At 63.8% G+C, this 26,298-nt stretch carries 15 protein-coding genes; 5 read left to right on the top strand and 10 right to left on the bottom strand.

The genetic code is table 11. The features are described from left to right. The first annotated feature begins 7 nt into the window (after window positions 1-7). Together PI93_RS15340 and PI93_RS15335 are read left to right on the top strand one after the other, a co-directional pair. Entirely contained in the window at window positions 8-895 is an 888-nt protein-coding gene (locus PI93_RS15340; RefSeq protein WP_052240358.1) for an IclR family transcriptional regulator, read from the top strand. Between the two features lie 15 nt (window positions 896-910). Next, window positions 911-2,257, top strand: a complete 1,347-nt coding sequence (locus PI93_RS15335; RefSeq protein ID WP_039365686.1) for an acetyl-CoA carboxylase biotin carboxylase subunit — start codon at window positions 911-913, stop codon at window positions 2,255-2,257. Here the strand turns inward: PI93_RS15335 and PI93_RS15330 are convergent. Next, a complete protein-coding gene (locus tag PI93_RS15330; protein ID WP_039365688.1) occupies window positions 2,254-2,976 on the bottom strand; it encodes a transporter substrate-binding domain-containing protein in 723 nt (240 codons plus the stop codon). The genes PI93_RS15335 and PI93_RS15330 overlap by 4 nt on opposite strands. Window positions 2,977-3,010: 34 nt before the next feature. After that, window positions 3,011-4,210, bottom strand: a complete 1,200-nt coding sequence (locus tag PI93_RS15325; RefSeq protein WP_052240359.1) for a pyridoxal phosphate-dependent aminotransferase — start codon at window positions 4,208-4,210, stop codon at window positions 3,011-3,013. A gap of 159 nt (window positions 4,211-4,369) precedes the next feature. Here PI93_RS15325 and PI93_RS15320 point away from each other — a divergent pair, with 159 nt between their 5' ends. Then, window positions 4,370-5,809, top strand: coding sequence for an aminotransferase-like domain-containing protein (locus PI93_RS15320; RefSeq protein ID WP_039366088.1), 1,440 nt, complete (start codon window positions 4,370-4,372; stop codon window positions 5,807-5,809). 54 nt (window positions 5,810-5,863) lie between these two features. On the opposite strand, the gene PI93_RS15315 is transcribed toward PI93_RS15320, so the two are convergent. The 4 genes from PI93_RS15315 to PI93_RS15300 form a co-directional block, all read right to left on the bottom strand. Then, on the bottom strand, window positions 5,864-6,346 hold the full coding sequence (locus tag PI93_RS15315; protein ID WP_039365690.1) for a RidA family protein: 483 nt from the start codon (window positions 6,344-6,346) through the stop codon (window positions 5,864-5,866). A gap of 107 nt (window positions 6,347-6,453) precedes the next feature. Then, window positions 6,454-7,620, bottom strand: a complete 1,167-nt coding sequence (locus tag PI93_RS15310) for a GGDEF domain-containing protein (RefSeq protein WP_236109265.1) — start codon at window positions 7,618-7,620, stop codon at window positions 6,454-6,456. Window positions 7,621-7,970: 350 nt separating this feature from the next. After that, window positions 7,971-8,390: a DoxX family protein gene (locus tag PI93_RS15305; RefSeq protein ID WP_039365692.1), complete on the bottom strand. Its 420-nt coding sequence runs from the start codon at window positions 8,388-8,390 to the stop codon at window positions 7,971-7,973. A gap of 49 nt (window positions 8,391-8,439) precedes the next feature. Next, window positions 8,440-9,138 carry a pirin family protein gene (locus PI93_RS15300; RefSeq protein WP_039365694.1) on the bottom strand — a complete coding sequence of 233 codons (699 nt, stop codon included), beginning with the start codon at window positions 9,136-9,138 and terminating at the stop codon, window positions 8,440-8,442. Between the two features lie 163 nt (window positions 9,139-9,301). Here PI93_RS15300 and PI93_RS15295 point away from each other — a divergent pair, with 163 nt between their 5' ends. After that, window positions 9,302-10,213, top strand: a complete 912-nt coding sequence (locus PI93_RS15295; RefSeq protein WP_039365696.1) for a LysR substrate-binding domain-containing protein — start codon at window positions 9,302-9,304, stop codon at window positions 10,211-10,213. On the opposite strand, the gene PI93_RS15290 is transcribed toward PI93_RS15295, so the two are convergent. From PI93_RS15290 to PI93_RS15280, 3 genes are all read right to left on the bottom strand, one after another. Continuing rightward, window positions 10,210-11,949 carry an ABC transporter ATP-binding protein gene (locus PI93_RS15290; RefSeq protein ID WP_080758990.1) on the bottom strand — a complete coding sequence of 580 codons (1,740 nt, stop codon included), beginning with the start codon at window positions 11,947-11,949 and terminating at the stop codon, window positions 10,210-10,212. The two genes, PI93_RS15295 and PI93_RS15290, sit on opposite strands and share 4 nt — an antisense overlap. Window positions 11,950-12,096: 147 nt before the next feature. Beyond that, window positions 12,097-15,351 carry a deaminase domain-containing protein gene (locus tag PI93_RS15285; RefSeq protein WP_039365698.1) on the bottom strand — a complete coding sequence of 1,085 codons (3,255 nt, stop codon included), beginning with the start codon at window positions 15,349-15,351 and terminating at the stop codon, window positions 12,097-12,099. Between the two features lie 421 nt (window positions 15,352-15,772). Further along, entirely contained in the window at window positions 15,773-22,012 is a 6,240-nt protein-coding gene (locus PI93_RS15280) for an autotransporter outer membrane beta-barrel domain-containing protein (protein WP_052240361.1), read from the bottom strand. A 301-nt stretch (window positions 22,013-22,313) separates the two neighbouring features. Here PI93_RS15280 and chrA point away from each other — a divergent pair, with 301 nt between their 5' ends. Then, the gene (gene chrA, locus PI93_RS15275; RefSeq protein WP_407945334.1) at window positions 22,314-23,549 is read left to right on the top strand and encodes a chromate efflux transporter; all 1,236 of its coding nucleotides are present in this window, start codon (window positions 22,314-22,316) and stop codon (window positions 23,547-23,549) included. 13 nt (window positions 23,550-23,562) lie between these two features. On the opposite strand, the gene PI93_RS15270 is transcribed toward chrA, so the two are convergent. Next, window positions 23,563-26,259, bottom strand: a complete 2,697-nt coding sequence (locus tag PI93_RS15270) for a penicillin acylase family protein (RefSeq protein ID WP_080758991.1) — start codon at window positions 26,257-26,259, stop codon at window positions 23,563-23,565. Between the last annotated feature and the right edge of the window lie 39 nt (window positions 26,260-26,298).

Below are 26,298 nucleotides of genomic sequence, written 5' to 3'. Positions count from 1 at the left end.
CCCGTTCATGACCCTGCCCTCCTCCCTCGCCATCGATGCCGACAGCCTCAGCGGCGACGAGTCACATGGCAAGACGCTGACGCGCCGCGCGAACGAAGGCACCCAGAGCATTCAACGCGCCATTGCCGTGCTACGTCTGATCGCCATGCGCGGCCCTGCGGGACTTCGTCTTCACGAGATCGCCGAAGGGCTGGCGCTCGAGCGCATTACGGCGCACCGCATTGTCAAAGGCCTTGTCTTCAGCGGCATGCTGCAACTCGAGCCGCAAGCCCGTCGTTACACGCTGGGCCATACCGCCTATGTGCTTGGCCTGAGCGCATCACCCTCGTTCGACTTGAGGGAGCGGTGTCAACCGACGCTGCGCCGATTGGCCGACGCGACGGGCGACTCGGTATTCCTGATGGTCAGAAGCGGTCATGAGGCCGTTTGCTTCGACCATCTTCAGGGCAGCTACCCGATTCGCACCCACAGTTTGACGATGGGGGCCCGCCGTGCGCTGGGCGCCGGTGCCGGCGCCATGGCTCTGCTTGCCGCGTTGCCCGACAACGCGGTCGATGCCGCGATTGCGGCCAACGCCGCCCACTTTTCGCGCTATCGCGAGATTTCGCCCGAGCGGTTGCGCGAGATGGTCAAGCGCACGCGCCTCGACGGCTACGCGACCAATTTGCAGACGGTGATTGCCGACGTGAGCGCCATCGGCATGACGCTACCGCGACGAGACGGCACGCCGTGTGCGTCGATCAGCATTGCATCGATTGCGTCGCGCATGACCGGCGCGCATCTCGAGGACGCCTTGCGCGCCCTCCGACAAGAAACCGAGGTCCTCGGGCAAGCGCTCGACGCAGTCCCGCGCGTTTGGGACGGCATGCTCGATCACGCAGCGCCGACGCAATAAGCCTAAGGAGGAGACATGATTCAAAAGGTTCTGGTGGCCAATCGGGGCGCGGTTGCCGCGCGCATCATTCGGGCGCTGCGTCAGATGGGGATCCGATCCGTGGCCGTGCACTCCGACGCCGACAGCACGATGCCCTATCTCGCTGCCGCCGATGAGGTGTATGCGCTCGGGCCGCCCCCCGCGACTTCGAGCTATCTGAATCAGGCGCGGCTGCTGGAGATACTCAAGCTCAGCGGTGCCGACGCCGTCCATCCGGGCTATGGTTTTCTTTCGGAGAACCCCGCTTTTGCCACCCGCGTCGTCGAAGCGGGTGCGATCTTTATCGGCCCCTCGCCGCGCTGGATCGAAGCGATGGGACACAAGACACGCGCACGCGAATTGATGGCCCGGCACGGCATGCCCATGTCGCCCAGCTCGGGACTGCTCGACGACGTGCCCGATACCATCCGCGCCGCCGCGAGCGCGATCGGTTACCCGGTATTGATCAAGCCTGCGGCGGGTGGCGGCGGCATCGGCATGCTGCCGGCGCGAGACGAAGTGTCGTTGCTTGCCGCCATTGCCCAAGCGCGCTCGGTCTCGCAGAAGAGCTTCGGGAACGCCGATCTGTATCTGGAAAAACTGATCGAGCGACCGCGTCATATCGAGTTTCAGATACTTGCGGACAAGTTCGGCAACGCCTGCCATCTGTTCGAGAGAGATTGCTCGGTGCAACGCCGTCATCAGAAGGTGATCGAGGAGTCCCCCGCACCGCTGCTGCCGCGCCGCGATCTGGAAGCCACTGCCGAGCGCATTGCCGGTCTGTTGCAGCACATCGGATACGACGTCATCGGCACGGCCGAAACGTTGTTCGGTAGCGACGGTGCGTGCAACTTCCTGGAGATGAATACGCGCCTGCAAGTCGAACATGCAGTGACCGAGGCCATTACGGGAATCGATCTCGTGGTGTCGCAAATTCGGCTGGCCGCCGGCGCACGGCTTGAGAGCGTGATCCCTGACCGTCCGCGAGTTCAGGGACACGCCATTGAAGTCCGGCTGTATGCCGAAGACCCCGTGCGCTTCTTCCCGTCACCCGGCACGCTCGATGTCTTCCGGTTGCCGCAAGGGGATGGCATCCGCGTCGAAACGGGATATGCGCAGGGCAACACGGTCACGCCCTACTACGATCCGCTGCTGGCCAAGATCATCGTGCATGCCGCAGACCGGCCGGCCGCGATCCGTCGCATGATCGAAGCGCTTAACGCGACCGAGGTCGTAGGCGTGAAGACCAATATCCCGTTCGCCCTTCGCGTGCTGGAGGACGAGACCTTCCAGTTGGGGCACGTCCATACGGGACTCGGGCTCGATATTGCGAAAGCGGCTTAAGCGCCGCGTTGCAGGGCGCCATCGATCTCCGTCGTCGTGATGCCGTACTTCGCCATGCGCGCCCGGTGATCGGCCGAGCCAAGGTATTGACGCAGCTGGTGGTTCACCGCACGCAGAAGTGCCTCATTGTCTTGCCGGAAGGAGAATGCCCCGACCGGGGTGTTGCCGTCACCAGACACGTCGTGCGCAACGGCTTCGAGTGCCCGATGCGTGCCGACGATCTCCCGGTTGCCGACTGCCGTGGCCGTATAGGCATCGATCTCTCCTGCGATAAGCGCCGCCACAGCCTCGGATTGACGCTTGAACGCCACGATCCGGCCCTCAGGCACGCCTGCGCGCATTGCAGTGTCGCGTTGCACGGTTCCCGCCACCAGGCCGAGCAGCGCGTCGCTTCGGGAGGCCACATCTTCGTAGCGAGAAAGCGCCTTCGGGTTACCTTGCCGAACGACGAAACCATCCCCCAGCGCCCAGACCGGCACACTGAAAGCAACGGATTGCGCGCGTTCCGCCGAGACAAACAAAGGCACGTTCATGTCCCACCGCCCTTCTTGCACCCCCGGCAGCAGCTCATCGAATGTCGTCGGCACAAACTCGATGACCGACGCACCGATCGCGCGAAGCGTCACGTCGGCCAATTCGATATCGGCACCGGTGGCGGTTTGGTGGGGACCGGTCCAATAGAACGGCGGTTCTTCGATATAGGCGACTCTGACTTTCATAACGATGGATGTCCTTCAAAGGGAAGCCGAAAGCTCACGGGCGCAGACACGCGGTCATGACCGACGACAACGCCGACAGCGCCGGGCCGAGTCGCTCCGGCGGAAGATAGCCGAAGCCGAGACGGAACACGCGACGGCTCTCGCCGAACCAGTCGCCGCAAGCCAACTGCACCTCGTGGTCTGGCAGCAGCGTCCAGAATCGCGAGACAGCAGCGTCGTCAAACACGTCGGCGCAAAGCTTGACGCAACACAAGGCCCCGGCGTCGGGGCGTATCCATTCGATACGCGCCGATTCGCACGAGCACCATGCGCCAAGTTCGTCCAACGCGCTGGCGAGCAAACGACGGCGCGGCGCCAGAACCTTCTGCCGGTGCTGCAACAGCGCCGTCGCGAGGGTTTCGTCGAGGACAGACCCGGAGATGATGGTATTCATCTTCGCCACGACGATACGCGCCCGCAGGTCCGGGTCGGCGACGGTGAGCCACCCCGTGCGCAACCCGGGAGCGCCTAATGCTTTCGACACTGAAGCGCCGGTCACGATGCGAGGGTGGAGAGACGCCACGCTATCCATCGTAGGCTGATCCCCATAGGTCGCTTCCCGATACGTCTCGTCAATGAACAGCACGGCTTGAGGACAACGCTTTTCCATGAGGGAAAGCAGCGCCTCGATTTCCCCGCGCGACGTTTGTACGCCACTCGGATTTTGCGGCGACGCAAGACTGACCAGCTTCGTCTTCGGTGACAGAACGGCTTCGACTTGCGCCATATCGAGGCGATACCCCGTTTCGAACGCGAGCGTTACCTCGCGCACCGTGACGCCTGCACCGACAAGGCAGCCCCGGCTCGACGGAAAACATGGGGTGATCAGCACGGCTTCATCCCCCGGGCGGCAGGTTTCGAATGCCAGCAGAAACAAGGCGAGCGCGGCACCCTGGGTCGTGACGACGTGCTCCGCCGGGACGTTGCAAGCCTGCCCAATGGCTTCGCGCAGCGCCAGCGAGCCGGCCGATTTGCCGTACCCAAGTTTCAACTCACGCAGGTTCTCGATATTGGCGAGGTCCAGAATCTCGCCGAACGTCAGGTCTTGCGATGTGCTTTCGGCAAGATTGAACGGCCGATTCACGTCCAGCAGGGAGATGATGTCGTTGTAGGGAAAGCGCCCCCGCCATTCAGCCGGAAAGCGGTTCGTCTGCTCCGGTTCTTGTGCAGTCGTTGAGACGGTCGATACGGTCATTTCACGTGGCTCCTGTGCAGATCCCCTGCATCGTAGTCCTTGCTCGACAACGATAACAGTCACAATTCCGGCCAAATAAACCAACACAATTTGTGCTTGCGAACCCTTTCACGCGCGTCAATAATGGCCCCGTCTTTCGTCTCGTGCGCTGCCATCGCTATGCCTTCACCGTACCGTTACCTGCAATTGGCGGACCTCATCGTCAACATGATCGATAACGGCGCATTGCCGCCCGGCAAGCGTCTGCCCTCGGTTCGAGCGTTCAGCGAGCAGCATGGCATCAGTGTCTTTACGGCGCTTCGGGCCTACCGGTTGCTGGAAGATCGTGGGCGTTTGGTGTCGCGCCCGCAATCGGGCTTTTATGTCGCGTCGGCGCGTCGTCACCGGCTCGCGCTGCCCTCCGTGCCTCGCCTGAAGGCCAAGGCGTCCACCGTGTCGATCAGTGGCGCCGTTGCCGGCCTCCTTGAGCATGCATCGAACCAGGCGCTGGTGCCGCTCGGCTGCACTGTGCCGGATGCCTCGATCCTGCAATCCAAACGATTGGACCTTGCACTGGCCCGCGCCGCCCGGCTGCACGGCGATCGTCACAACATCTATTGCCCACCGCAAGGAGAACCGGGGTTGCGGCAGGAGATTGCCCGGCGATCGATGCGCGTGGGTCACGTCATGTCGCCCGACGACGTGCTGATCACCAGCGGGTGCACTGAAGCGCTGTTGCTTGCGCTCACCGCCGTTGCCGACCGGGGCGACACGATTGCCGTGGAGTCGCCGACGTATTTCGGGCTACTGCACACGCTCGAAATGCTCGGGCTCAAGGTCATCGAGTTGCCGACCGATCCCGTGAGCGGCATCGACATCGATATGCTGTCGCGGCTATTGGATGCGCAATCCGTGGCGGCGTGCGTCCTGTCCTCCGGCTTCAGCAACCCGTTAGGCTACGCGATGCCGGAGGCGAACAAGCTCGCACTGCTCGGCTTGCTGACACAGCGCGGCGTGCCGTTGATTGAAGACGATGTCTACGGTGATATCCATTTCGGGCGCGAGCGACCCAAGCCGTTCATTGCTCTCGATGGCGGGGAGAACACGCTTTATTGCAGTTCGTTCTCGAAATGCCTTGCTCCGGGGTATCGCGTGGGCTGGATCGCCGCAGGACGTTACAGTCAACGCGTGCTGGAACGCAAACTTGCCTTCAGCCTGTGTAGCCCGGTGCTGCCTCAGGTGGCATTGGCCGAATTTCTGGCGAGCGGATTGTACGACACGCACCTGCGCCGGGTCCGGCACGCGTTTCAGGACAATCTCGTTCGGATGACGCGGGTCATTGAGGATAGTTTTCCGCCCGCCACGAAGGTCAGCCGGCCGGCAGGCGGCTTTGTCCTCTGGCTGGAGCTGCCCCGTCCATTCGACTCGCGCGCGCTTTTCGACCAAGCGCTGGAAGACGGCATCTGCTTCGCTCCCGGCGACGTTTTCTCGGCCAACCGGCATTTCAGGAACTGCCTGCGTCTGAGCGCCGCCTCGGTGTGGAACGAGCGCATTGAAAGTGGCGTCCGGCGTCTGGGACAGTTGGCCGCGGCCCAATTGGCGCATCAGACACCGGCCTGACAGAGCATTGCCGCATCGCCGAATCGCGGAATCGCGCGCGAGCCGGCAAATGCGTTACGTGTTCGCCGTCCGCACTCTGAAGATGAAGTCGACTTCGACAACAGCGCCCTTCGGCAATTGAAGCACACCGACCGACGTGCGCGTGTGCACGCCAGCCTCGCCAAGTATTTCGAAAAGCACATCGGAGGCGCCGTCGGCGACCTCGCTTTGCAGGGTGAACGCCGGGGCACTTCTCACGAACACGCTGATGCGCGGCACCGACACAATGGCGTCGAGGCTACCGCAGGCCCGTTGTATCAACGTCAGTGCGCGCAGCGCCGACACCCCTGCCGCGCGTCGAGCCTCTTCCAGCGAGAGGCTACCGCCGGCGTCGCCGACGAAGTGCACGGTATCGCCCATTCTCGGAATCTGGCCTGCCACGTATGCCTGATCGCCGTCGAGCAGTACCGGTGTGTACTTCCCGCCGATTTTGATCTCGTCATTCAGGGGAAACGCGAAGCGTTCGGCCACTTGTTGAAACAGCTCGTCTCGGCGCATATCGTCCTCAATCCTCAATCAAGTCAGTCGTGGAGTCACGTCATAGCGACGCTGCTGCGATGGGCATTGGCGTCGCCAAAGCGTACAGCGCCTCGGAATGTCTTGCATTACAGGGGAGCGACGTGGCCGGGCGACAGCTCGCCGGGCCCGTTCGGGAGCGGTCGCCACGATCGGGGGTCCATTGCCGGCGCGACCACGACGCAATTCCGGCCGTTCGCCTTGGCAGCATAGAGGGCAGCGTCGGCGCGCGCCATCACTGACGCAAGCGTGTCGCCCTCGCAGTAGGCATCGACACCCGCGCTGAGTGTGGCCACGACGTCTCTGCCCGGGACACACGACCCCGATGCGGCAACGATGGCACGCAACCGGTCGACGAGGCATCCGGCCTCTTCCTTCGTGGCCAACGGCAGCAATAACGCAAACTCTTCGCCACCGATGCGCCCGACGATGTCGTCGCCGCGAACGGCATGCGAGATCAGCGACGCCACGTGGGCCAGCGCCAGGTCCCCGGCGGCATGCCCGTATCGGTCGTTGATGCGCTTGAAATTATCGATATCCAGAATGGCGATCGAAAATACGGATTTTCGCGCCGCGCTCGCCTGCGTCACGGCTTCGGCGCGAGCGATGAAGGCCCGGCGGGCGAGCACCCCCGTCAGGTCATCGAACGTCGCCAGACGCTCCATCCGATCCGTCAGCCGGTCATGCGCGAGCAGCACCATGCCGACCGTCAGGCACGGCAAGGTCAGGGTTGCCATGCCGAGGAACATGACGTTCAACGGCGTCGGTTCCAGAAACACGGTCTCATGGGCAAAGCCGAATGCGTAGGCCATGGCGCGCACCGCATGGACCATGGCGCCAAGCGTGGCCGCAATCGACACGAAGTAGTAGGCGTACTTGGGGCGGCCCGGCGGCCGATACTTCAATACCGACCAGCCGATATGGAACCGGACGTAGGCAATGAACCCCGAGATCATGGCGCTACGGGCATCGACGTGCGGCGACACGAACGTCCAGTAGACCAGCATGAAGAGAATGACGCCGATCGCCCCATACTCCCAGGCGAACGAGGTGCGTCGATTGAGGAACTGCCGAAAGCCGTGCAGGCCGAGGAGCGAGGCGATCACCAGCAGGCTGCTGGCCGTCACCACGACGATGTTCGACGTTCCTGTCAGCAACAGCGCGGAGATCACCGCCAGCAGTCCGCTTGCCACGCACCAAAGCCGCACCCCGGGGACTTTCGCCTGAAATAACGAGCCCAGAACGGCCACGCTCATGACACACGATAGAACCGCGATGCTGATGAAGACTGCCGTGATAGCCATGGAAGCGTGACTGAGTATTGTGTTCTCATGCGGCCGCAGGGGCAGGCGATATGACCCTCCCCCTTCGGCGGACATCCGCATCCAGACCGCTCTACTACCGGTCGTCAGGCGCGTGCAAACGCCAGCATAGCCGAATTCGATGAGGGAACAACATCGTTTTGATGCATGACGAACAGGGCTCGCCGGTTCACGTCTGCTATGGCTTGTCAGGGCGACGGGGAGCGACACGCCGCGAAGCGCACCGCCTCCGCCGGATCGGTGCAACTAACGCGCCTGTCCGATCCGTTTGCCCCTCACGGCTGTCATCTGGCCGTCACCGCCTGGCGCGAAGTCGACGTCTTGCGTCGGGCATCCAGGCTGAACGCGCCCGCGCCGAAGTAGGTGATCTGCAGCAGTCCGCCAGCCATCATCACGTTCTTGAGAAAGTGGATCATCTGATTCTGATCGGCGAAGTTGTGGTGGAAGACGAGCGCCGTCGCCACCGAGAAGATCGCCAGCACCAACGACACCGGACGCGCCCGAAAACCGGACAACAGCAGCAGCCCACCGCCCACTTCCACGATCACCGCGACGAGGTAGGCGAGCGAAGGCGCCGGGAGCCCCATTGCCGTGATATAGCCAACGGTTGCGGCAGGCGCACCGAGCTTGCCCAATCCGCTCATGAGAAACGGCGCGCCGAGCAGAATGCGACCGAGCAAGGGAAGAAATTTGTAGCGTTCCATAACAATCTCCAAAACATGCAAAAAAGATGGGGAATATGAGAGCTGCGGCTCAGCCGGCTTCCACCATGACCAGCTCAGCCGTTTCCAAAGCAAGGATCTGAATGCTCGAGACGTCCGTGATCGCAACACCGTCCCGTGGTCCCATCGGCTCGCCATTCACGGCGATGCGGCCTGAGGCGACCACGAGATAGGCGCTTTCGCAGGGGGCGAGCATGTGCTGAAGGCGCTCGCCACCGCCTACCGTTGCGCCCAGCACGCGAGCATCGGCGCGCACGGGAAGCGCACCCTGGTCGTGCGCGTAGCCGCTGGCAAGCACCTTGAAACGCCCCATCCCCACGTCACGCGGAAACGGTTTCGTCGCCCAGTGCGGCTGGCCACCGGTCTGTCGTGGTTGCAACCAGATCTGATAGAGCTTCAACGGCACGTCGCCCTTGTTGAATTCAGCATGGCGGATGCCCGTGCCGGCACTCATGACCTGAACGTCGCCTGCCCGAATCAAGCCTTCCGAGCCCAGTGTGTCGCGGTGTCCGAGCACACCCTCACGCACATAGGTGACGATTTCGACATCGCGATGCCCATGGAGCGGGAAACCGCTGTCCACGGCGATCTCGTCGTCGTTCCAAACGATCAACGGGCCGAGCGCGTCGTGGGACGGATGCCCCGACGGCGTGACCCGAAAGTGATACTTCGCCCGCAACCAGCCGTGATCGGCTGCGTCTAGCGATGCCCAACGCCGGTGCGTCAACATGTCTGACTCCTTGGTTCGCCTGTGGGGCTTTCACGAGGTTCAGTGCAGGCCTTAGGCAGTGGACACATGCTATTCAAGCAACGATTGCCTGCATATCTCCACAATTGCAAAGCATCATTGCTTCCTGTAGAACGATACGAATGTCTCCTTTGCCCCAAATCTCATGGATGCCATCTCCGATCTCAATGACCTCCGGCTCTTCGCCGAAGTGGTGGAACGCGGCAGCTTCACGGCGGCGGCGCGCAGTCTGGGGCTTCAGACATCGAAGCTGAGCCGGCGCGTTCGGGCGTTGGAGGAGGAACTGGGTGTGCGACTGCTGAACCGCACCAGTCGGCGTCTGTCGCTCACGGAAACCGGGCGGCAGTTCCATCAGCACTGCCTGGCGCTTGTCGCGGAATCTCGAGCGGCCCGTGAGCTTGTCGACCGGACTCGGAGTCAACCACAAGGCACCGTGCGCATCAGTTGCCCGCTGGGATTGCTAAGCTCAGGGGTTGCCGAGATGGTCGCCAGATTCACGCAGGCACACCCGCAGGTGCAAGTACTGATCGACGCGACCAATCGTCGCGTGGACGTCGTCGAGGAAGGATTGGATTTCGCGATTCGCGTCAGGCTTGCGCCGCTGGACGACACGGACCTCGCGGTTCGTCAGCTCGGATTGTCTGCGCTGATTCTGGTGGCCAGTCCGGCGTTGGTTGCCCGACATGGCGTGCCCACTTCACTTCACACGCTTAGCGACTGGCCAACGCTCGCGATGGCCGACAAGTCCGAACGGTATGCGTGGCATCTGGTGGGGAATGATGGACAGGCGATGTCGATGGCACACAAACCCAGGCTGGCGACGGATGATCTCGCCAGCCTGCGCACCGCGGCAATGATGGGGGTTGGTGTGGCGTTACTGCCCGGCGAATTCGTCCAAGACGACATTCGCACCGGACGCCTGGTCCGGCTGCTGCCTGCGCTGTCCACGACGCCAGGCGTCGTGCACGCCATCTTTCCGACGCGGCGTGGCATGGTGCCAGCGGTGCGCCATCTGCTCGATGCGCTGGTCGCCGGATATCAGGGCGACGCCGGCTAAGTCCGTCGTGCCAGCACCTCCTCGCGCGGACCGGCATCCACCACCCGACCGCCCTCCATCACGACAAGCGTATCGAACCGTTCGAGCAGACTCGGACGGTGGACCGAGGCGACAATGCACGCTGTCGGGAATGCCGCATACATGCGGTCGAACACCCTTGCCTCGGCCAGCGGATCGAGCGCGCTGGTTGGCTCGTCGAGAAGCAATAGCGAACTGCCCTGCGACGCCAGCGCTCCGCGCGCCAATGCCAGTCGCTGACGCTGACCACCCGAGAGGTTGCCCCCACGCTCATTGAGTGCGCTCGCCAATCCGTCAGGCAAGTGCTCGAGTACGTCGTCGAACACGCCGGCGTGCACGGCCGCGTGCAGCGATTGCGCGTCGGCCGGCTCGCCGAACGTCAGGTTTTCCTCCACGCTCGCCTCGAACACTTCCGCCTCTTGCGGGATCAATGTCGCCAGCGTGCGCAGATCGGCCCAATCCGCCGGGGCGCCGTCGCGCAACAACTCGCCTTGCTGCGGCAAGTAGAGACCGGCAAGCGTGCGCAGCAATGTGCTCTTTCCGCCCCCACTCGGCCCGACGAGCGCCACTCGCGCCCCCCGTTTGAGTACGAGATCGACACCATGCAGCCCCCCGCGGGCATCGTCGGCGTAATGCCAGGTGACGCCACGCAACGCGAGCGTCTGCCACGGCGCCTCGGGCTCGATCGCGGGCACGACGGCGTCGGGGTCGCCGGGCGCCGACCAGATCGGCTCGGCACTGCCGTAATCCGTATGCATGCGAGCGAAGCTCTGAAAATTGGAGGCCATGGCACCCACCACCGTCGCCGCCTGTTGCGCGTACTGATAGATCATGAACACCGTGCCGAGCAGCACGGCCTGCCCTGGCGCACGCGACTGCAACACGTAGACGACGACCAGAATCCACGTCAGTCCCATGCCGAGAATGTCGACGGCGAACCATTTACCTTCGTTGACCGTCACGGTACGACGCAGCGGCACCATCACCGCGTCCATTCGACGCCCGAGCACCTTGCGCGACGCCGCCTGAAGCCGCAGGCCAATGACGGTGCCGGCGTTGCCGACGAAATCGAGCAACGCGGCCGCGTAGCGGCGCTCCGCATCGTTCTCGGCTCGCGCGAGCTGCATCAGCACGCGATCAAAGCGCAAGATGATGAGCGCGATGACGACATATCCCGTCACGGCGATCACACCGCTCGTGCGCGAAAGCAGTGCCAGCGCCACCAGCGGCCCGACGAAATTGAACGCGCTTTGCAGATAGCCGAACTGATTCTGTGCGAAGTCCGACAACGCGCGGCTGGCTTGCACCACACGATGCTGCAACTCGCCGGAATGTCGACCGTCGCGCCACGCCAGCGGCGCGGCGGCAATGCGTGCATAGAGTTCGTCGGCCAGCCGGACACGCACACGTACGCCGACATTTCGCTCCAGAATCCGGCCCGGGCCGTGGAGCATCCATGACAACAAATAGATGCCGACGAGGTAGACGATCCAGCGGCCCGCGCTGGCCATGTCGGCTTGCTGAAGCGCATTGATGGCCTGCGCAGCCAGCCACGGCATGGTGAGACGCAGCAGTTGTGCGGCCGACAGCAATCCGGCGGCGCCTAGCAAATGTGTCCGTACACCACTGGCGTGACGCCACAGCGCGCGGTAAAGATCGCGCGCCGCGCTGCCCAGCCCGATGGCCGGCTCGCGCGAGGAGGATTCAGGCGCGGTCATGCGTGCATCGTTCCTTTGCCCCTTGGCACAGTGCCCGCGCCGCCACTCACTTTGATGAGGCGAACGACGGTGCGGGTCGTGATGATCAGACGCCGGGATCGACGTCGAGATCGGTCAATATAGGGGAAAAACGATCAGGCGTCCTGTTTATGGGCTGTCGGGTGCCGGTTGACCCGCATCAGCACGCATACGCCCTCGCGCACGGGCTGTCGCCATGGTTGGAGAAGCCCCGTCGGAGGCTGAGCCCTCGCCGGCCCGGCGACCGCGCGGCGCTGGGGCCACATAGTAGAAGCGTAGTTCGGCGTCGGGATAGTGATACGGGACCATGGCGAGATTAATCGCACAAGAGTCGCAAAACGGCATACGTGAGCAAAGCACGATCGAGCGAATGACGTTGCTACCCGCCGGATGATCCGCATAAATCTGCGCCAAAATCATTCGCTCCGTGTCGAGCGTGCGGGCCTGCGGTTCATTCGTCGCGCCGCTGTACGTCGGCAGGTCGGCATCGGCCACCATAAAGCGCAGATGGGGCGGCTCGGTGAACATACCGTCCCTCCCCGTGCTCGGGGATTGACGCCGTTGACTGATGACGTTCTCTTGCCGCTGCTTGTATGCTCGGCCCGCGTCCACGGTCGGCACAGACGTTGGGTGCGTGCGCAATGCCCTGCGTTGAAGCCCGGACATACAGTAGTAGAGCTTGCGGGTGCCATCGGCAAGCGTCACCTCCGCGACGGCGATGTTTGCGCTGCCCGAAACTTCCCGCATTTGATCGCCGACATCGCGCGCCGCGCGCGCTGAGCCTCTCACGAGTCCCTGTAAATCCTCCATGCCGGGAAAGAGGTTCTCGAACATCGACAGCACGTCGCGCGTGGTCTGTACATCGCCGACGAACGGCAACTGCGACCAGACGGCGAGCGGTGCCGGGCGCGAGACGAAGTCCCGCGAAATCGCATTGATGAACGCGTCGGCCTGTGCAGGATACTGCTGCCAATGACGCCAGAGCCGATTGAACATCGGCATCAATATCGTATCGACGTCCGGCGGTGGCGAGGACACGCTTGCGCCCGGCGATGCGGGGGGCGTTCTGGACGCCGTCACCTGGTGCTCAATGGCTTGCGTAAGCGAGTGAATCGCCCGCCTTGCCTCGACCACGGACAACGAAATGTCCTCGAGTCCTCGCCACACATCTGCTGGCGAGGGTGACTGCTGCCAGATCTTGAGATACAACTGCAGCAGCGTGCGCCCTTCACCGTAGGTGATCGACGGCAGCACGATGGCATTTTCCGCTGCCGCTCGATGATTCTGCGCGGTGCGATAGGCCCGGATATCGCGATGCTCCGCGTCGCGCCGGTGTAGATGTACCCCGTGGGTGACTCGTACGTTCTCCCCCGCCGGCATCGTGAAACGGTAGTAGATGACGTGCGAGAGTTGCACCACGCCGTGCAGCGTGCCGCGTCTGTCACGGTAGGTGCCGAACGGCACCGAGATGTGCATGTCGCCGAGCGTCAGTCTCACGCGCCGACCACCGACCGGGCCCTCCGTCGTCGCCTGCTCGTAATACGTCATCTCGCCATACAGCTCGGGGGGGTAGACCGACGACTCGACAACGGGCGAGTGCTCGGACACGCGCGGCACTCCCGCTTCGTCGAAATGCCCAAGACGTCCAAACGCGAAGAACGCAAGACTGCCGTCTGCGGTGGAAAACGGGCGTGAATAGATCGCGACACGCAGGCGCACGATTGGCGACGCTTCCAACGCCTGGTGCTGCGCGAGCGTTGCGCCCTGCTCCGTGACCGAGATTTCGCCTTCGTGTTCTCCATGACATTCGAGACACATGCCATCGACATCGGCCCCGATGCCGCGCGAGATACGGCACAGCGATTCCGGCCCCAAGGCGGCGCGCATGTCCTTGAGTGGCCGAAGATCGGAGGCATGTTTGCGCGTATGCGCCACCGACGCACCGTATAGCTCACCGTCGATGGAAAACACTTTCACGCCGTTCTGTGCCCGGTCCGGGAGGTATTCGACGTAGACATCCGGTGGCAACGACCACGTCACGCCTCGACCATAGGGCCCGTCGAATGCTTCATGGTGGATGACGTCCGGTAGCGTTGGTGCCTGCGGGGCCGCCTCTTGCGGTACCTGTGCAAGGGATTGTGTGTGCGCCTCTGCGGGGGCATCCGGCCAAAGGCGCGACAACAGGGAAATGGCGTCCTGATGAAGTTTGTCGGCTTGGACCACGGCAGCGAGACACTTGAGCCCCGTCATGGAGAGTCGGGAAGCCAACGCCCTCGCCCCGTCGCTGTCGGAAATCGCGTCCCGCCGAGACCGTGGCATGGGAGACTCTCCCCGCACCTCGCGGCGGTCTCGAGGAGAGCGTTTCAGTACGGTCTCGAGCAGTAGCTCGGCAACCTCCTCCATGTCCGGCGAGTCGAGCACCGACGATTCGGGAGACGGCCAACCGGGTGAGATCGATGCCCCATTGCGTTCGATTGTGAAGATGATCTTATCTTTTTCGCCGATGCTCGACTCGATCGACGCCCAGCGCTCGCCCCAGAACACGGGGCCATACGTCTCGGCGGTCCAGCGGTCCTTGATCTGGCCATGTGGCCAGTCGCCCGTCACGGGTGTGATGAGCGCTGGCGCCTCGTAGGCGAGCGAGAGTGCAAACTCTTGCCATCGGCCCTCCTCATTTCGCAGGTGGAGCGAGATGGCGTGCGACGCGTCGTAGACCTTGACTTTCGGCGGCAAGCCCAACGCCGTTGCGTGTTCAACGATCAACAACTTGCGGCTGGGCATCAGAATATCGGCCTCGGCAAAGGCCGCACGCGTGTTTGCGTCCGAAGCCGCGACGGCCTCTCGGATCAGGCTGACGACAGCACGCTGAATATCGTCGCGATAGGCAGTCAGTCCCGCTCTTAACGCTTCGTTGCCACCCACCGGCACCGCCGTTGCGCCGACCGATCGTGTCCGATGGTCTGGCAGGCACTGTTCCAGGACGCCTTCGCCACCGGGATGGGACGGCCACACGCGCAGCAACGCATACAGGCCGGCGAGCGTTTCCGAATGCGACAGCCCGACCGGTGCCGCTACGGCAGGCACCTCGTTAGTCACACTTCTGCGACTGATCGAGCGCAGTGCATTGGCCGAAGTGCCGGACGCCCCGGGGACGACGGCCGCACTTGCCACACCCGCTGCACAAACCACTGTCAGCAGACTCAGCGCAAAGGCGGCCTGGGAGCTTTCGCGATGGGTTGTGTTGCCAGATGCAAGTGCGGACGCGGGCACCGGCGTCTCGCTCGGCGTTGAACTACGAGGCGTGCGCGAATGGCTAATGTGAAGATGTGCACGGCGCGGCAGCGACATACTGGCACGCCAGTCCTCGACAAAAGCTTGATGCATGTTGCTCCGTCTCGCGTCGCGCGCGTGAGCTACATAGCGGTGGGTGTGGTGTGGCGTTGCAGAATGCAATCGTGTCATTCGACGTGACTCCATAGGTTCTGCCACGATATGCCTTCGCGTTCTCGGAAGGCACCGTATTCGCAGCAAAAAAGAGGACACACGCTATCGCGATGCAAAGCCGCACGATTGCTGAAACGGACCGCCGACTGTGGCACTTTTCTCTTTGGCGTCCGATGCCGGCTCACATTTGGGAAATGAACGGAAAATATTACGTGCCTCGATCCCGGCCAACAACGTCCAGAGGTTAATGAACAAAGCGCGCCACCTCCGCACGCGACTCCCGATCTTCCTATGCCTCCCCGTTAAAGCCGTCATGCATCATGGCTGCTTGATGGAGAAACGATGACTTCAGCAAGTCAGGTCAGAAATGCTTCGCCAGACGCAATGCAGCACTTTGCACCGTCTGCGCTTCGGCCCGACGCAGGCTGTACTCGGCCCGAAGCTCCAGTCCCTTGGCCGAGAGGAGTTCCACGCCCGCCGTCAGATTGCCGTACACCGTTGGTTGCGACGATGTGATTTGAAACGGTGCCGTGGGGAACTGCACGAGCTGGGCGTCGACGCTGGCATTGCCTTTGGACGTGAAGCTTGCCCCCAGCGAGAGATACGGGCGCACCGTCACGCCATGCCAGTCGAAACGTCCACCGACCTCGATCGTAGGACTCACGAGCACCGACGTGCGCCCTTGCGCCGCCACAGCAAGATCGAAGACGCCGCCACCCGACTCGCGATATGCCCCCGTGCGATCGTAGATGACGTCGACGTCCGCGTAGGGCTTCACGTACCAGCCCGCGTAGTTCAATTGATAAGACAGCCGCGTTCGTGCACCGACAAAGTAGGCATCGGGGCGGCTGGTTGCCACGGCGAACGCTTCCGGATAGTCGATGGTGCGATTCTGCGTGCCAGACTCGAACCCACCGAGCACGGCCAGTGCGACTTGCCACGGCCCCATCTGGTGTTTGAGCGTCAAGCCGCCGCGAAAACCGTCGCTCGATACCTGAAGCGACTGATCCGACGAGTGTGCGTGTGTCACCACATAGCTCGCCGAGCCGCCAACGAACCAGTCGGGCACGAACTCCTTCTGCGCGCCGAACTGCCACGTCAGTTGCTGGCTGCGAAATCCACTGTCGTCAGCGGTGTCGTACCGATCCGAGCGCGTGCCGATCACACGACCCCAGACACAACTGCCTTCCGTCATGCGCGTGCCCGCATTGACGAATTGCGGGCAACTCATCAGGCGATTCAGGAAGTCGTAGCTTTCATTGCCCCGACTGCCGGCGCGCATGAGCGATGCGCTGGCGGCCATCGTGTCGAGCGTTTTTTTGTACAACGAGGCGTTCGTCGCACTGACGAGGGGCTGAAACAGCGGGCCGGCGTCGAGGCGCCCAAGTTGCCAGAGGTTTTGCAGATAGTCGGCAAAGCTCGATTGATTGGTATTGAGCGGCACACCTTGCGGCCGGAAGTTCGCATCGACGGCGACCATCGGATCGCTCGTGCCGCCCTTCGCGTCCTTCGAGCGGAAGCTGAAGGCGATGGCCGGGCTGAGCACGGTCGTCGTCGACGTGGACGGCACCGTATCGAAGTGCGCGATGTTCAGCCAGATGTCCTTGACCGGGTTATGCAGGATCGGCACGACGTTGCCGTCATAGCTCGACGCGCCGGTGACGGACAGCAGGTCGCTGCGGCCGTTGGTGAAATCGACGTCCGGGGCATAAGTCCCCGTCTCTTGCAGCGAGCCGGTGAGTACCGTCGTGATGTAGCTACGCGGTCCGCCCGGACTGAGAACGCCAGCATTGTTGAGTGTGTCGACGGTGAGAACGGCGCCGCTGCGCAGTTCGCCCCCGATATGGTTGTTGAAGACACTGCCCGAACCGAGTTGAACATCGCCCTGAACGAGGCCGGTGTTGTTCACGACGGTACGGGAGAGCGTCTTGATCGCGGTTTTCGCCGTCACACTGCCGGCGTTGTCGATGGATACCGTGCCCGTATTGACGGCGAGCACCCCGATCCCCGACGTTGCATTTGCCGCCACGCTCGCGCCGTTGGCAACGCTTATCGTCATCGGTGACGCGTCGGGATGGCCGCCGTTGCTGTCGCCACTGCCGAGGCTGAAGGCGGCAATCGCAGGCGAGCCTTCGCCCATCGCACTGACCGACGCGCCCTGGATCAACCCCACGGACACGGCGCCCCCTGCGTTGCCCTGCCGATACGCGGCGCTCTTGATGAGGATGCCGCTATCCGACAGCACCCCGCCGCCGCCCAGACTCATGGCGAGAATACCCGGTGCGTTGGCGCCCGTCGTATTGATGCGGCCACCGACGTAGACGTCCACATTGCCGCCGGCCCCACTGCCGGCGTTGGTCGTGACGCTGGCATACGTCACCGGAACGTTGCCAAAGTTCAGCGATGACAGATCGCCTGCGATACCTCCCCCGTTGCCAACGCTTTGCGCCAGCACACCTGCCGCGCCGTTGCCGGAGGTCTGTACCTGCCCAATGACGTTGACATTCACGGCGCCGCCGTCGTTGACGTTGGCGCCCCCCGCCGTGTTGCTTGCCGTATTCAACGACACCTGTCCGGGCGCCGTGGTGAGGCCGGCAATGCCGCCGCCACCGCCAACGCTTTGCGCGACGATGCCGTGGGCGTCCTGCCCCGAAGTGCGAATGAGGGCGTTGCCCCCGAGCGTGGTCGTCACCGCGCCGCCCTTGCCGCCCGCGCCACCTGTCGCCCCGAGCGTCAGATCCGACAGGGATAACGACATCGCGGCATTGCCACTCGTCAGCGCCAGATAGCCGCCACCGCCGCCAACGCTTTGCGCCAACACGCCGAACGACAATGCGCCGTTCGTCGAAATGCTCGATGCGATCTGATTCACCAACGTTTTGCCGTCGCCGACGTTCACGTTCACATTGCCAGCGTCTGCCCGTATGCCGTCACCGCTCGACGCGACGGCCCCAAGCGTGACCGCAGGCCCATCGATCAATGTGCCGGCCAACGCACTCGTGGTCAGGGACCCGGCACCGCCGCCACCGCTCACACTCTGCGCCAGAATGCCATGCGAGAGCACCCCACCTGTTGCGATCGTGCCTGTGTTCAAGACCGTGACGCTGCCCCCCGACGCTTGCAGCGTGCCAATGCCATTGGTGAGCGTGCTACCGAGTTGAATAGACGGTTGGGTACGTGTTGCGTCCTTGGCAAGCGTCGTCGATGTTCCCGCCGTAAGACCGAGCGTTGCCGTGCCGCCGCCACCGGAGACGCTTTGCGCCAGAATGCCGGTCGAATCGTTGCCTTGCGTGCCGATATCGCCGCCATTCGTGACCTGAACCGTTCCCGGCGTGCCCGTATGAGTCGTCGAGAAACCGAATTCCGCTCCGAGATTCAGCGACAGCGCAGGCCCACTCGTCGCGGAAAACGAACTCGGCCCGAAGGTGTAATTCGATGCGGCCGCGTACCCGCCGCCGCTTGCCACGCTTTGCGCGAGGATGGCGGGAGCGCTATCGCCTTGCGTGCGAATGTCGCTGCGGGAATCGCCGGCATTGACCGTGACTGCGCCACCATCGCCATCGGTGCCCCCCTTGCTGCCCACGCTCACATTCACGTTGTGCTGCGCCGACGCCAGATTCGATCCGAGCAGGTCGACGATCCGATTGATTTCGCCGAGAATCGCCGGCGCCTCCTTGGGCGCCCAATTGTGAAGCAGTACGTCGAGACTTTGCGTTGTCGAAACCCCCGCACCGCCGCCGCCCCCGATGCTCTGCGCCACGATGGCAGGTGCGGCATAGCCTTGTGTGTAGAGATGATGGGTATTCGTGACGCTCACGGCACCGCCATTGCCACCGCTTCCGCCGTTGCCGCCGACAGCCACGTTCGACCCCACGTTCGGGGACACCTGAAAATAGTTGGCGACCTTGCCGGTCACCGTGCCGTACAGGGCGTCGATGCTCGACATGAGGCTTGAGACACTTGTCGACGTGGCCGTCCCGCCATTTCCGCCACCGCCGCCCACGCTCTGCGCCACGATAGCGGCTGCGGCATCGCCCGACGTCCCGACCGTGCCATTGTTCACCACGCTCACAGCGGCACCGTTGCCGCCACTCGCACCGCCGCCGCCCACGCGCACGTCGACGCCCAGCGTCAGCGAGCCGAATGCGATACTCGGTTTCGGCGTCGAACTGCTCAGCCAGTCGGAAATTTGCTTGAGCAAGCCGAGCGCATTGCTCGGTCCACCCAGCGTGGCGTTGAACGACTGCGCCGTCTCCTGCTGAACCGTGCCGCCGGCGCCCCCGCCACCGCCGATGCTTTGCGCGAGAACAGCGACCGAATGGTCGCCGCTTGTGACGATGCTGCCAGCCCCTTCGTTAGTGACAGTGACCGCATCGCCATTTCCGCCGTTCCCCCCTGTGCCACCAATCGTTACGCCGACGCTGATGTTGAACCGGGTGTTCTCCGACGGGATCGATGTGGTGCGCAGCGGCGCCGCCGCATTGCCGCCGTTACCGCCGCCACCACCGACGCTTTGCGCCAGTACCCCGTAACTCTTTGCGCCGTGTGTGGTGATCAGATTCGCGGTATCGACGCCGACGGTACCGCCGTTGCCGCCGCTGCCTCCCGAACCGCCGATCGTGACATGCGGGCTGACCGTCGCCGTCCAAACGCCGGGGCCGAGATCGGGTGCAATCGTGATCTGCGACGAACTGGCGAACCCACCGTTGCCGCCGCCGCCGCCGAGGCTCTGGGCGACCAATCCGCTACTCATGACGCCAGATGTCGTGACGGTGCTTTCGTCATAGAGCGTGGCGTAGACCTCACCGCCGTTGCCGCCACCGCCGCCGGCCCCACCGTGACTGACCGCGAGCCCCAGGCCAACCCCGACAGCAGCAGACGTCGAGCTTCCCCCCGCGCCGCCGCCACCCCCGATGCTTTGCACCAGAATGCCGCTCGAATCCGCGCCCGTCGTCGAGATGTCGCCCATCTGCTCGATCGAGACGTGACCTCCGCCACCGCCGGGGCCACCTCGCCCCCCCGTGGCGACCGAGAAAATGACGCCCACCGCGTTCGCGTCGCCACCATACCCGCCGCCACCGCCGACGCTTTGCACCAGCATGCCGCCACTCTGATCACCGGTCGTTGCAATGACGCCCGAGTTCAGCCCGTGAAGATTGCCACCCTCACCGCCACTGCCACCGGTGCCGCCACCGATGACCATCTCGCCGCTGCTGGCGGAGGCGTTGCCACCCCCACCGCCCACGGCGTGCGCCACCATGCCCGGCGCGGAATTGCCCGATGTGCGGATCGCGGCGTCGCTGGCGTTTGCAACATAAACGGCCAACGCGCCGGTGGCGCCGCCTGCACCGCCGCTCCCGCCCGAGCCCGATGCGCCGGCCTCGCCGCCGCTGCCCCCGGTGCCGCCGACGACGGACGCGAATATCCCCATCGAACCGAGTCCTCGCGTCGTGATTGCGCCGTCGTTCTGAATGTTGATACTGCCGGGCGTGCCGCCGGCTCCGCCGTCGTGCCCGAAGCTCCAGGAGCCCGAGCCGCCGTCGCCACCATTCCCGCCGATGCTGTAGGCGGCAATACCGATGGCGTTGTTGCCGCTCGTGGTGATCGCCGCGCCGTTCTGCACGGTGACGTTGCCCGCGTTGCCGCCGTCGGCCGCGCGCACGTTCGAGCCAACGCCTTTCGGCCCGTTCCCGCCGACAGAGCGCGCCAGAATGCCCCCCATGCCCTGCCCGTCCGATGTCATGGTGCCGTCGCTCACCGTGACAATTGCGGCGTCGGCAGATCCGCCGCGTCCCGAATAGGCGTGCCCGCCCCATTCGCTCTCGTTGTCGCCGAAGCCGCCTTGTCCGCCGAGCGACTCGGCGATGACGGCAGCGCCATTCGTGCCGACAACGGACACCGAACTATTGCCTTGCATGATGACGCTCGCCTGACCGGCATTGCCGCCATTGCCGGCGTCGCGTTCGTTGTTCGCGTCGGGAAACTGGGGGATGGCGCTTCGCTGGCCGTTGCCTCCGATCGACCGGGCCGCAATGCCGTCGCCATTGGCAGTTACGCGGGTGTTGTCGATGGTCAGGCGTGCGAAATGACCGTCGGCGCCGCTGCCATAGCCGTTCGAACGATACCCGTAGAGTCCCCCGTCGCCCCCTTTGGACAGGACGGCAATACCCTGTTCGGTGCTGGCGACGGTGCTAGAGCGCACGACGAAATCCGCGATGCGGCCGTATCCGCCGTTGCCGCCCCAGTGGCTCATGCTGGACAGATCGCTGCTGTTGCCTCCGTTGCCGCCGCTAACGTCGACGAAAATGGCCGTACTGCCGGTCGCACGAATGTTCAGGCCAGAGACGGTTTGCTCGACGTCCTGCGTCGCAGGCTGACCGTCGGAGCCGTTGTTATTGAAGCAACACCCGCCGTCCGCACCTCGATAGTTCAGAATGTACGGCCCGGATTGTGCGAAGAGCGGTCCGGAAAGCATGAGGCCGGTGACGCCGACGATCGCGCGAAGCCGCAGCGGTGGCCGGTGTTGCACGCGGCGATGCGTCTCGCCCGGCGCGTTTGCCCCGACGGTATCGTTCTTTTGTTTTCCCCACGCCTTGCCCATCGCCCATTGCCCTCGTGACCCATGGGCCCCGGCGGTGCGGCAATGACGCCCGAATCGCGGAACGGCCCCTAGTGTTCTGCCAGATCTTGTTGTGTCCGGTACCCGAGTTTCCCGTGTCGACCCGCGATGGCGTTAGTCAGCGAGTCTCCGGGTTTAGTCGATATGTCATCGTTGAGGCCGTCAGGTATACGGGCGCGGCGTAAGCTGGGGGATATCGACGCGGTGTCGCGTCATGTTCGCGTCACCGCCTTCAGGCTATGCTGGCGGACTTTCGTCCCCGTGATCTTTAACGCGAAATCCCTTGAAAACCGACAGCAACACCTCCACCGGAATTGCCGCCCCGAATCCGCACAGCGCCCTCGAAGTGTTGCGTGCGTTTCTCGTGCTGGGTCTGACCAGTTTTGGCGGGCCGGTGGCGCACATCGGCTACTTTCGACGCGAATTCGTGGCGCGACGGCGCTGGCTGGATGACGCGAGTTTTGGCGATCTGGTGGGACTATGTCAGTTCCTCCCGGGCCCGGCGAGCAGTCAGGTCGGGTTCTCCATCGGCCTGCTTCGCGCAGGTTGGCTGGGTGGCATCGCGGCGTGGTGCGGCTTTACGCTGCCTTCCGCATTGCTGCTTCTCGTGTTCGCCCTCGTGGCGCCGCGTCTGGGCGGTCCGGTCGGCGATGGCGTGCTGCACGGGCTCAAGCTGATGGCCGTCGCGGTCGTCGCACAAGCCGTGTGGGACATGGCGAGGCGGCTATGTCCAGACGCACGCCGCGCTGGCATCGCGCTGATGGCGATCGTCGTCTTGGCAGTCGCGACGACCCAGTTTGCGCAACTCATTGTGATCGCACTGGGGGCGGGGCTGGGCTATGCAGGACTGCGTTCGGTCGTGTCATCTGCGGCCGCCCCAACATCGCCCCAGCTTCGATTCCGGATCTCGCGCACGGCGGGCGCCGTTTCACTGGCGTTCTTCGTCGCGCTGCTGGCTGGACTGCCGGTCTTGCAACAGTTCACCGGCGAACGGTCCATCGCGATCCTCGACGGGTTCTACCGTGCCGGCGCCCTGGTATTCGGCGGCGGACACGTTGTATTACCCCTGCTTCAGGCACAGATCGTTGCCCAGGGGTGGGTCTCGACCAACGACTTTCTGGCCGGATATGGCGCCGCACAGGCGGTGCCCGGGCCGCTCTTCACCTTTGCCACGTTTCTCGGCTGGCTCTCGGGAAGTCCGGACCATCCGTGGCTGGGTGCGGCATTGGCAACGGTGGGGATATTTCTGCCGGGATTGCTACTTGTCATTGCCGCGCTGCCGCACTGGCAAGCGCTGCGGGAGCGGGCCACGACAGCCGCCATGCTGGCCGGCGTGAATGCGGCGGTCGTCGGCATTCTGGCCTCGGCGCTGTACTCGCCCGTATGGACCAGCGCGGTGCACCGTCCAGCCGATTTTGCGGTTGCCGCTGTCGCCGTCCTTCTGTTGACGCGCTGGAAAGCCCCGCCACTTGCCGTGGTCGCGCTATGCGCCCTGGCAGGGGCGACGGGGCTCGCCTGAAGGGTAACGACGTTTATTGCGCGTCGGATTCCCGTTCGATACGCAGCCGTTCGACCGACTTCGCTGCGCGATTCACGTCGAACGCGTCGTGCCAGAGCGGCTTGCGCCCAAACGACGTGTACATCTCCAACTGATCGGCATAGTGCGGCGAGCGCGTGCCGTCCGGCGCGATGAACCCACTTTGCCCCGGCGCGACGACGTCATACGCAGCCACCTTGCCTGAGCTGCCTTTGGCGCCGAAAACGATCAGGTCGTTCTCCGTCCCGCGGTTCATGTAGACCGGCGTGCGCGCCGCTTCTGCGGCATTCGCCTGCGGCACGCCGAAGAAGTTGTTTGCGCGGAACGTCAGCGGCACCGTCGGGGCGCGCCATGCGGCCATGTCCGGGCCGAGCTTCGCCTTGAGGGCGACGATGGCGTCGTCCAGAGCGGCGAGGATCACGTCGTCCTGACGCTGGCCGCCGAAGATATCGAACGTTTGCGGCACACCCGCCTTGTCGCCGCGCAGCGCCTCATAGAGCACCTTGCTGCCGTTGCCGATATTGAGCGAGCCGGTCGGTCCGTCCTGCGGTGCGGCGTAGCCACTTGCCAGAAACCACTTGTCGTAGGGCGCGGGCACCACCTGTCCCAGCGTGCGCTTGAGCATGGCACTCAGCCATGCGTCCATGACGGCGGGACCGGCCGTGTCGTAGTGACCCGTGTGCTGGGGATCGAGGCTCAAGCCATTCCACGTGGCCAATTGCGAGGCGAGTTGGCGTCGTGCGTCGGTCGCCGGAAGGTTGGCCGTGGCACGCTCGATGAACGGCAAGAAATGACGGCGATTGACATCCACCGCGCTGGTGTCTTTCAGGATCTGCCACATATCGTCGACGTTCAGCTTGTCGTGCGCTTCAATACGCTGGTCGATTTCCACCACGCGGTCCGCACCGCCCCATACGAAGGCGAACAGATCGCTGGCGGGATAGCCCTTTTGCGGTGAGTTGTTCCAGTTGGCGATCCAGCCTTGCTTCGGGTTGTAGACCTTCGGGTTCGTGGAGAACGGCAGCAGGCCCTTCCAGTCCCATTCGCCGGTGCCGGGCACGGGCAGGCGCGGGTCGTGTCCCGGCTGACGCGAGGGATAAGCGCCGGTGTGGACATAGCCGATATTGCCCGACACGTCGGCGTAGTACCAATTGATGGTGAGTGCATGACGTGCCGCTTGCGCCGTCCATGACTTCCAGTCCTGCGCTTGCGCCTGGTGGGTCCAGGCGAGCAACGATTGCACTTCGAGGCCATCCCATGCACGAGCCTTGGCGTAGGCAATGGGCTGCTTCGCGTCGCGTTGCATCACGATGCCGTGCACGGTGCGATAGACCTCCTGCACCACGGGCTCCCCGCCCTTCACCCGAATGATCTCGACGCGCTTCTCCATGTCGTGCCATTGGCCCTTATGGAAATAGCGATTCGGGTTGGCCGGGTCGAGCTTTTCCGCGTAAATATCGATGTCGTCGCCGAAGCCTGCGGTCGACCCCCACGAGATCTTGCCGTTGTGACCGAACAGAATGCAGGGATAGCCGAAGGGCGTATTGCCGACGAGATCGAAGCCCGCACCGTGCAGGCCGACGCCGTAGGTATAGGCGGGCGCGAACCAGCCGAATTGCGGGCCATTGAGCATGATTGCGCGGGCGTCGCGAGCCATGGTCTTACCGACGATCCACATATTGCTCGTCGTGGGAAAACCTGCGAGGCCGGGTTGTCCGGAAGCGGCGAATTGCGCGAGCATCGTGGCCGCGTTCGCCTCGGGGTCCTGATGCAGCAATGCGCCGTCGTCGCCGCGCGCGAGACGGGCAAACATCGGGGCGGGGCCATCGTAACGGGCGAGCGGTTGCATCGGCGCGCCTGACTCGGGGCCAACCTTCACCGGGTAGACACCTTCCGAGGCGGGCACCGTCGAGGGGGCGTCCGGATTGGCGATCCATTTCAGTTCATTGAACAGCGCCATGCCCTTCTGTGCGCCGTACTTGTCCTTGAGTGCCGTCACCAGTGCCAGATTGTCAATCTCACTCGTGGCGTCCGAAAAGCGATTCGCCATCGTGCCGACAAAGACCATCGCCACGTCGAAGGCATCCCAATTCGCCGGTTGAAAGCCGAAGTCGTTGAATTGCTTCGGCATGCGTTGATCCGGTTGCGCGCGAATCTGTGCGATCCAGGCGTTCATACCCGCAGCATAGCCGTCGAGAATATCGCGTTCGCGCTGTGGCAAATCGGCCAATTGACGACGAATCGAGGCCGGCCAGTAATTGCCGCGAATCGACTTGTCGAAGTCCACGAACTTCTCGCCCAGCACTTCCGCGACCGTCCCTTGCGTGCTCCTGCGAGCCATCTCCATCTGGAACAGGCGATCCTGCGCGATGGCATAGCCGTAGCCATAGAACAACGCATACGTCGTCGACGCATAGATGTGCGGCACCCCGAACTCATCGCGCTTGATCGTCACGTCGGCACGTCCCGGCACCGTGCCCGGTTGCGCCGTCACCGATGCGTTGCCCGGGCCGTCGGCCCTTGTCGTTGCGGCCTCGGCGGCCGTCGGCACCACAAACGCGAGACTCAGCAGCGTGGCAGCCAGACACGCGGGCAGCCCCCGGCGACTGGCATGGCCCTTACGGGTCCACGATTGCGCCGAAATCACAGTGGTTTTACCGGATGAGCGCGGCGAACGAGCAATCAAAGTCATCAATGTCTCCGTATTTTTATGAGGGGCTAAGCCCATTGA

Origin of the sequence: Pandoraea fibrosis (assembly GCF_000807775.2) — a bacterium.
GTDB classification, from domain to species: domain Bacteria; phylum Pseudomonadota; class Gammaproteobacteria; order Burkholderiales; family Burkholderiaceae; genus Pandoraea; species Pandoraea fibrosis.
Note: the sequence above shows the minus strand (reverse complement) of the source record. Positions and strands in the feature narration are given on the sequence as shown.

Coding starts and splice junctions, on each gene's coding strand:
- PI93_RS15340 (WP_052240358.1), top strand. CDS start 8: ATGACCCTGCCCTCCTCCCTCGCCATCGATGCCGACAGCCTCAGCGGC.
- PI93_RS15335 (WP_039365686.1), top strand. CDS start 911: ATGATTCAAAAGGTTCTGGTGGCCAATCGGGGCGCGGTTGCCGCGCGC.
- PI93_RS15330 (WP_039365688.1), bottom strand. CDS start 2,976: ATGAAAGTCAGAGTCGCCTATATCGAAGAACCGCCGTTCTATTGGACC.
- PI93_RS15325 (WP_052240359.1), bottom strand. CDS start 4,210: ATGACCGTATCGACCGTCTCAACGACTGCACAAGAACCGGAGCAGACG.
- PI93_RS15320 (WP_039366088.1), top strand. CDS start 4,370: ATGCCTTCACCGTACCGTTACCTGCAATTGGCGGACCTCATCGTCAAC.
- PI93_RS15315 (WP_039365690.1), bottom strand. CDS start 6,346: ATGCGCCGAGACGAGCTGTTTCAACAAGTGGCCGAACGCTTCGCGTTT.
- PI93_RS15310 (WP_236109265.1), bottom strand. CDS start 7,620: ATGAGCGTGGCCGTTCTGGGCTCGTTATTTCAGGCGAAAGTCCCCGGG.
- PI93_RS15305 (WP_039365692.1), bottom strand. CDS start 8,390: ATGGAACGCTACAAATTTCTTCCCTTGCTCGGTCGCATTCTGCTCGGC.
- PI93_RS15300 (WP_039365694.1), bottom strand. CDS start 9,138: ATGTTGACGCACCGGCGTTGGGCATCGCTAGACGCAGCCGATCACGGC.
- PI93_RS15295 (WP_039365696.1), top strand. CDS start 9,302: ATGGATGCCATCTCCGATCTCAATGACCTCCGGCTCTTCGCCGAAGTG.
- PI93_RS15290 (WP_080758990.1), bottom strand. CDS start 11,949: ATGACCGCGCCTGAATCCTCCTCGCGCGAGCCGGCCATCGGGCTGGGC.
- PI93_RS15285 (WP_039365698.1), bottom strand. CDS start 15,351: ATGCATCAAGCTTTTGTCGAGGACTGGCGTGCCAGTATGTCGCTGCCG.
- PI93_RS15280 (WP_052240361.1), bottom strand. CDS start 22,012: ATGGGCAAGGCGTGGGGAAAACAAAAGAACGATACCGTCGGGGCAAAC.
- PI93_RS15270 (WP_080758991.1), bottom strand. CDS start 26,259: ATGACTTTGATTGCTCGTTCGCCGCGCTCATCCGGTAAAACCACTGTG.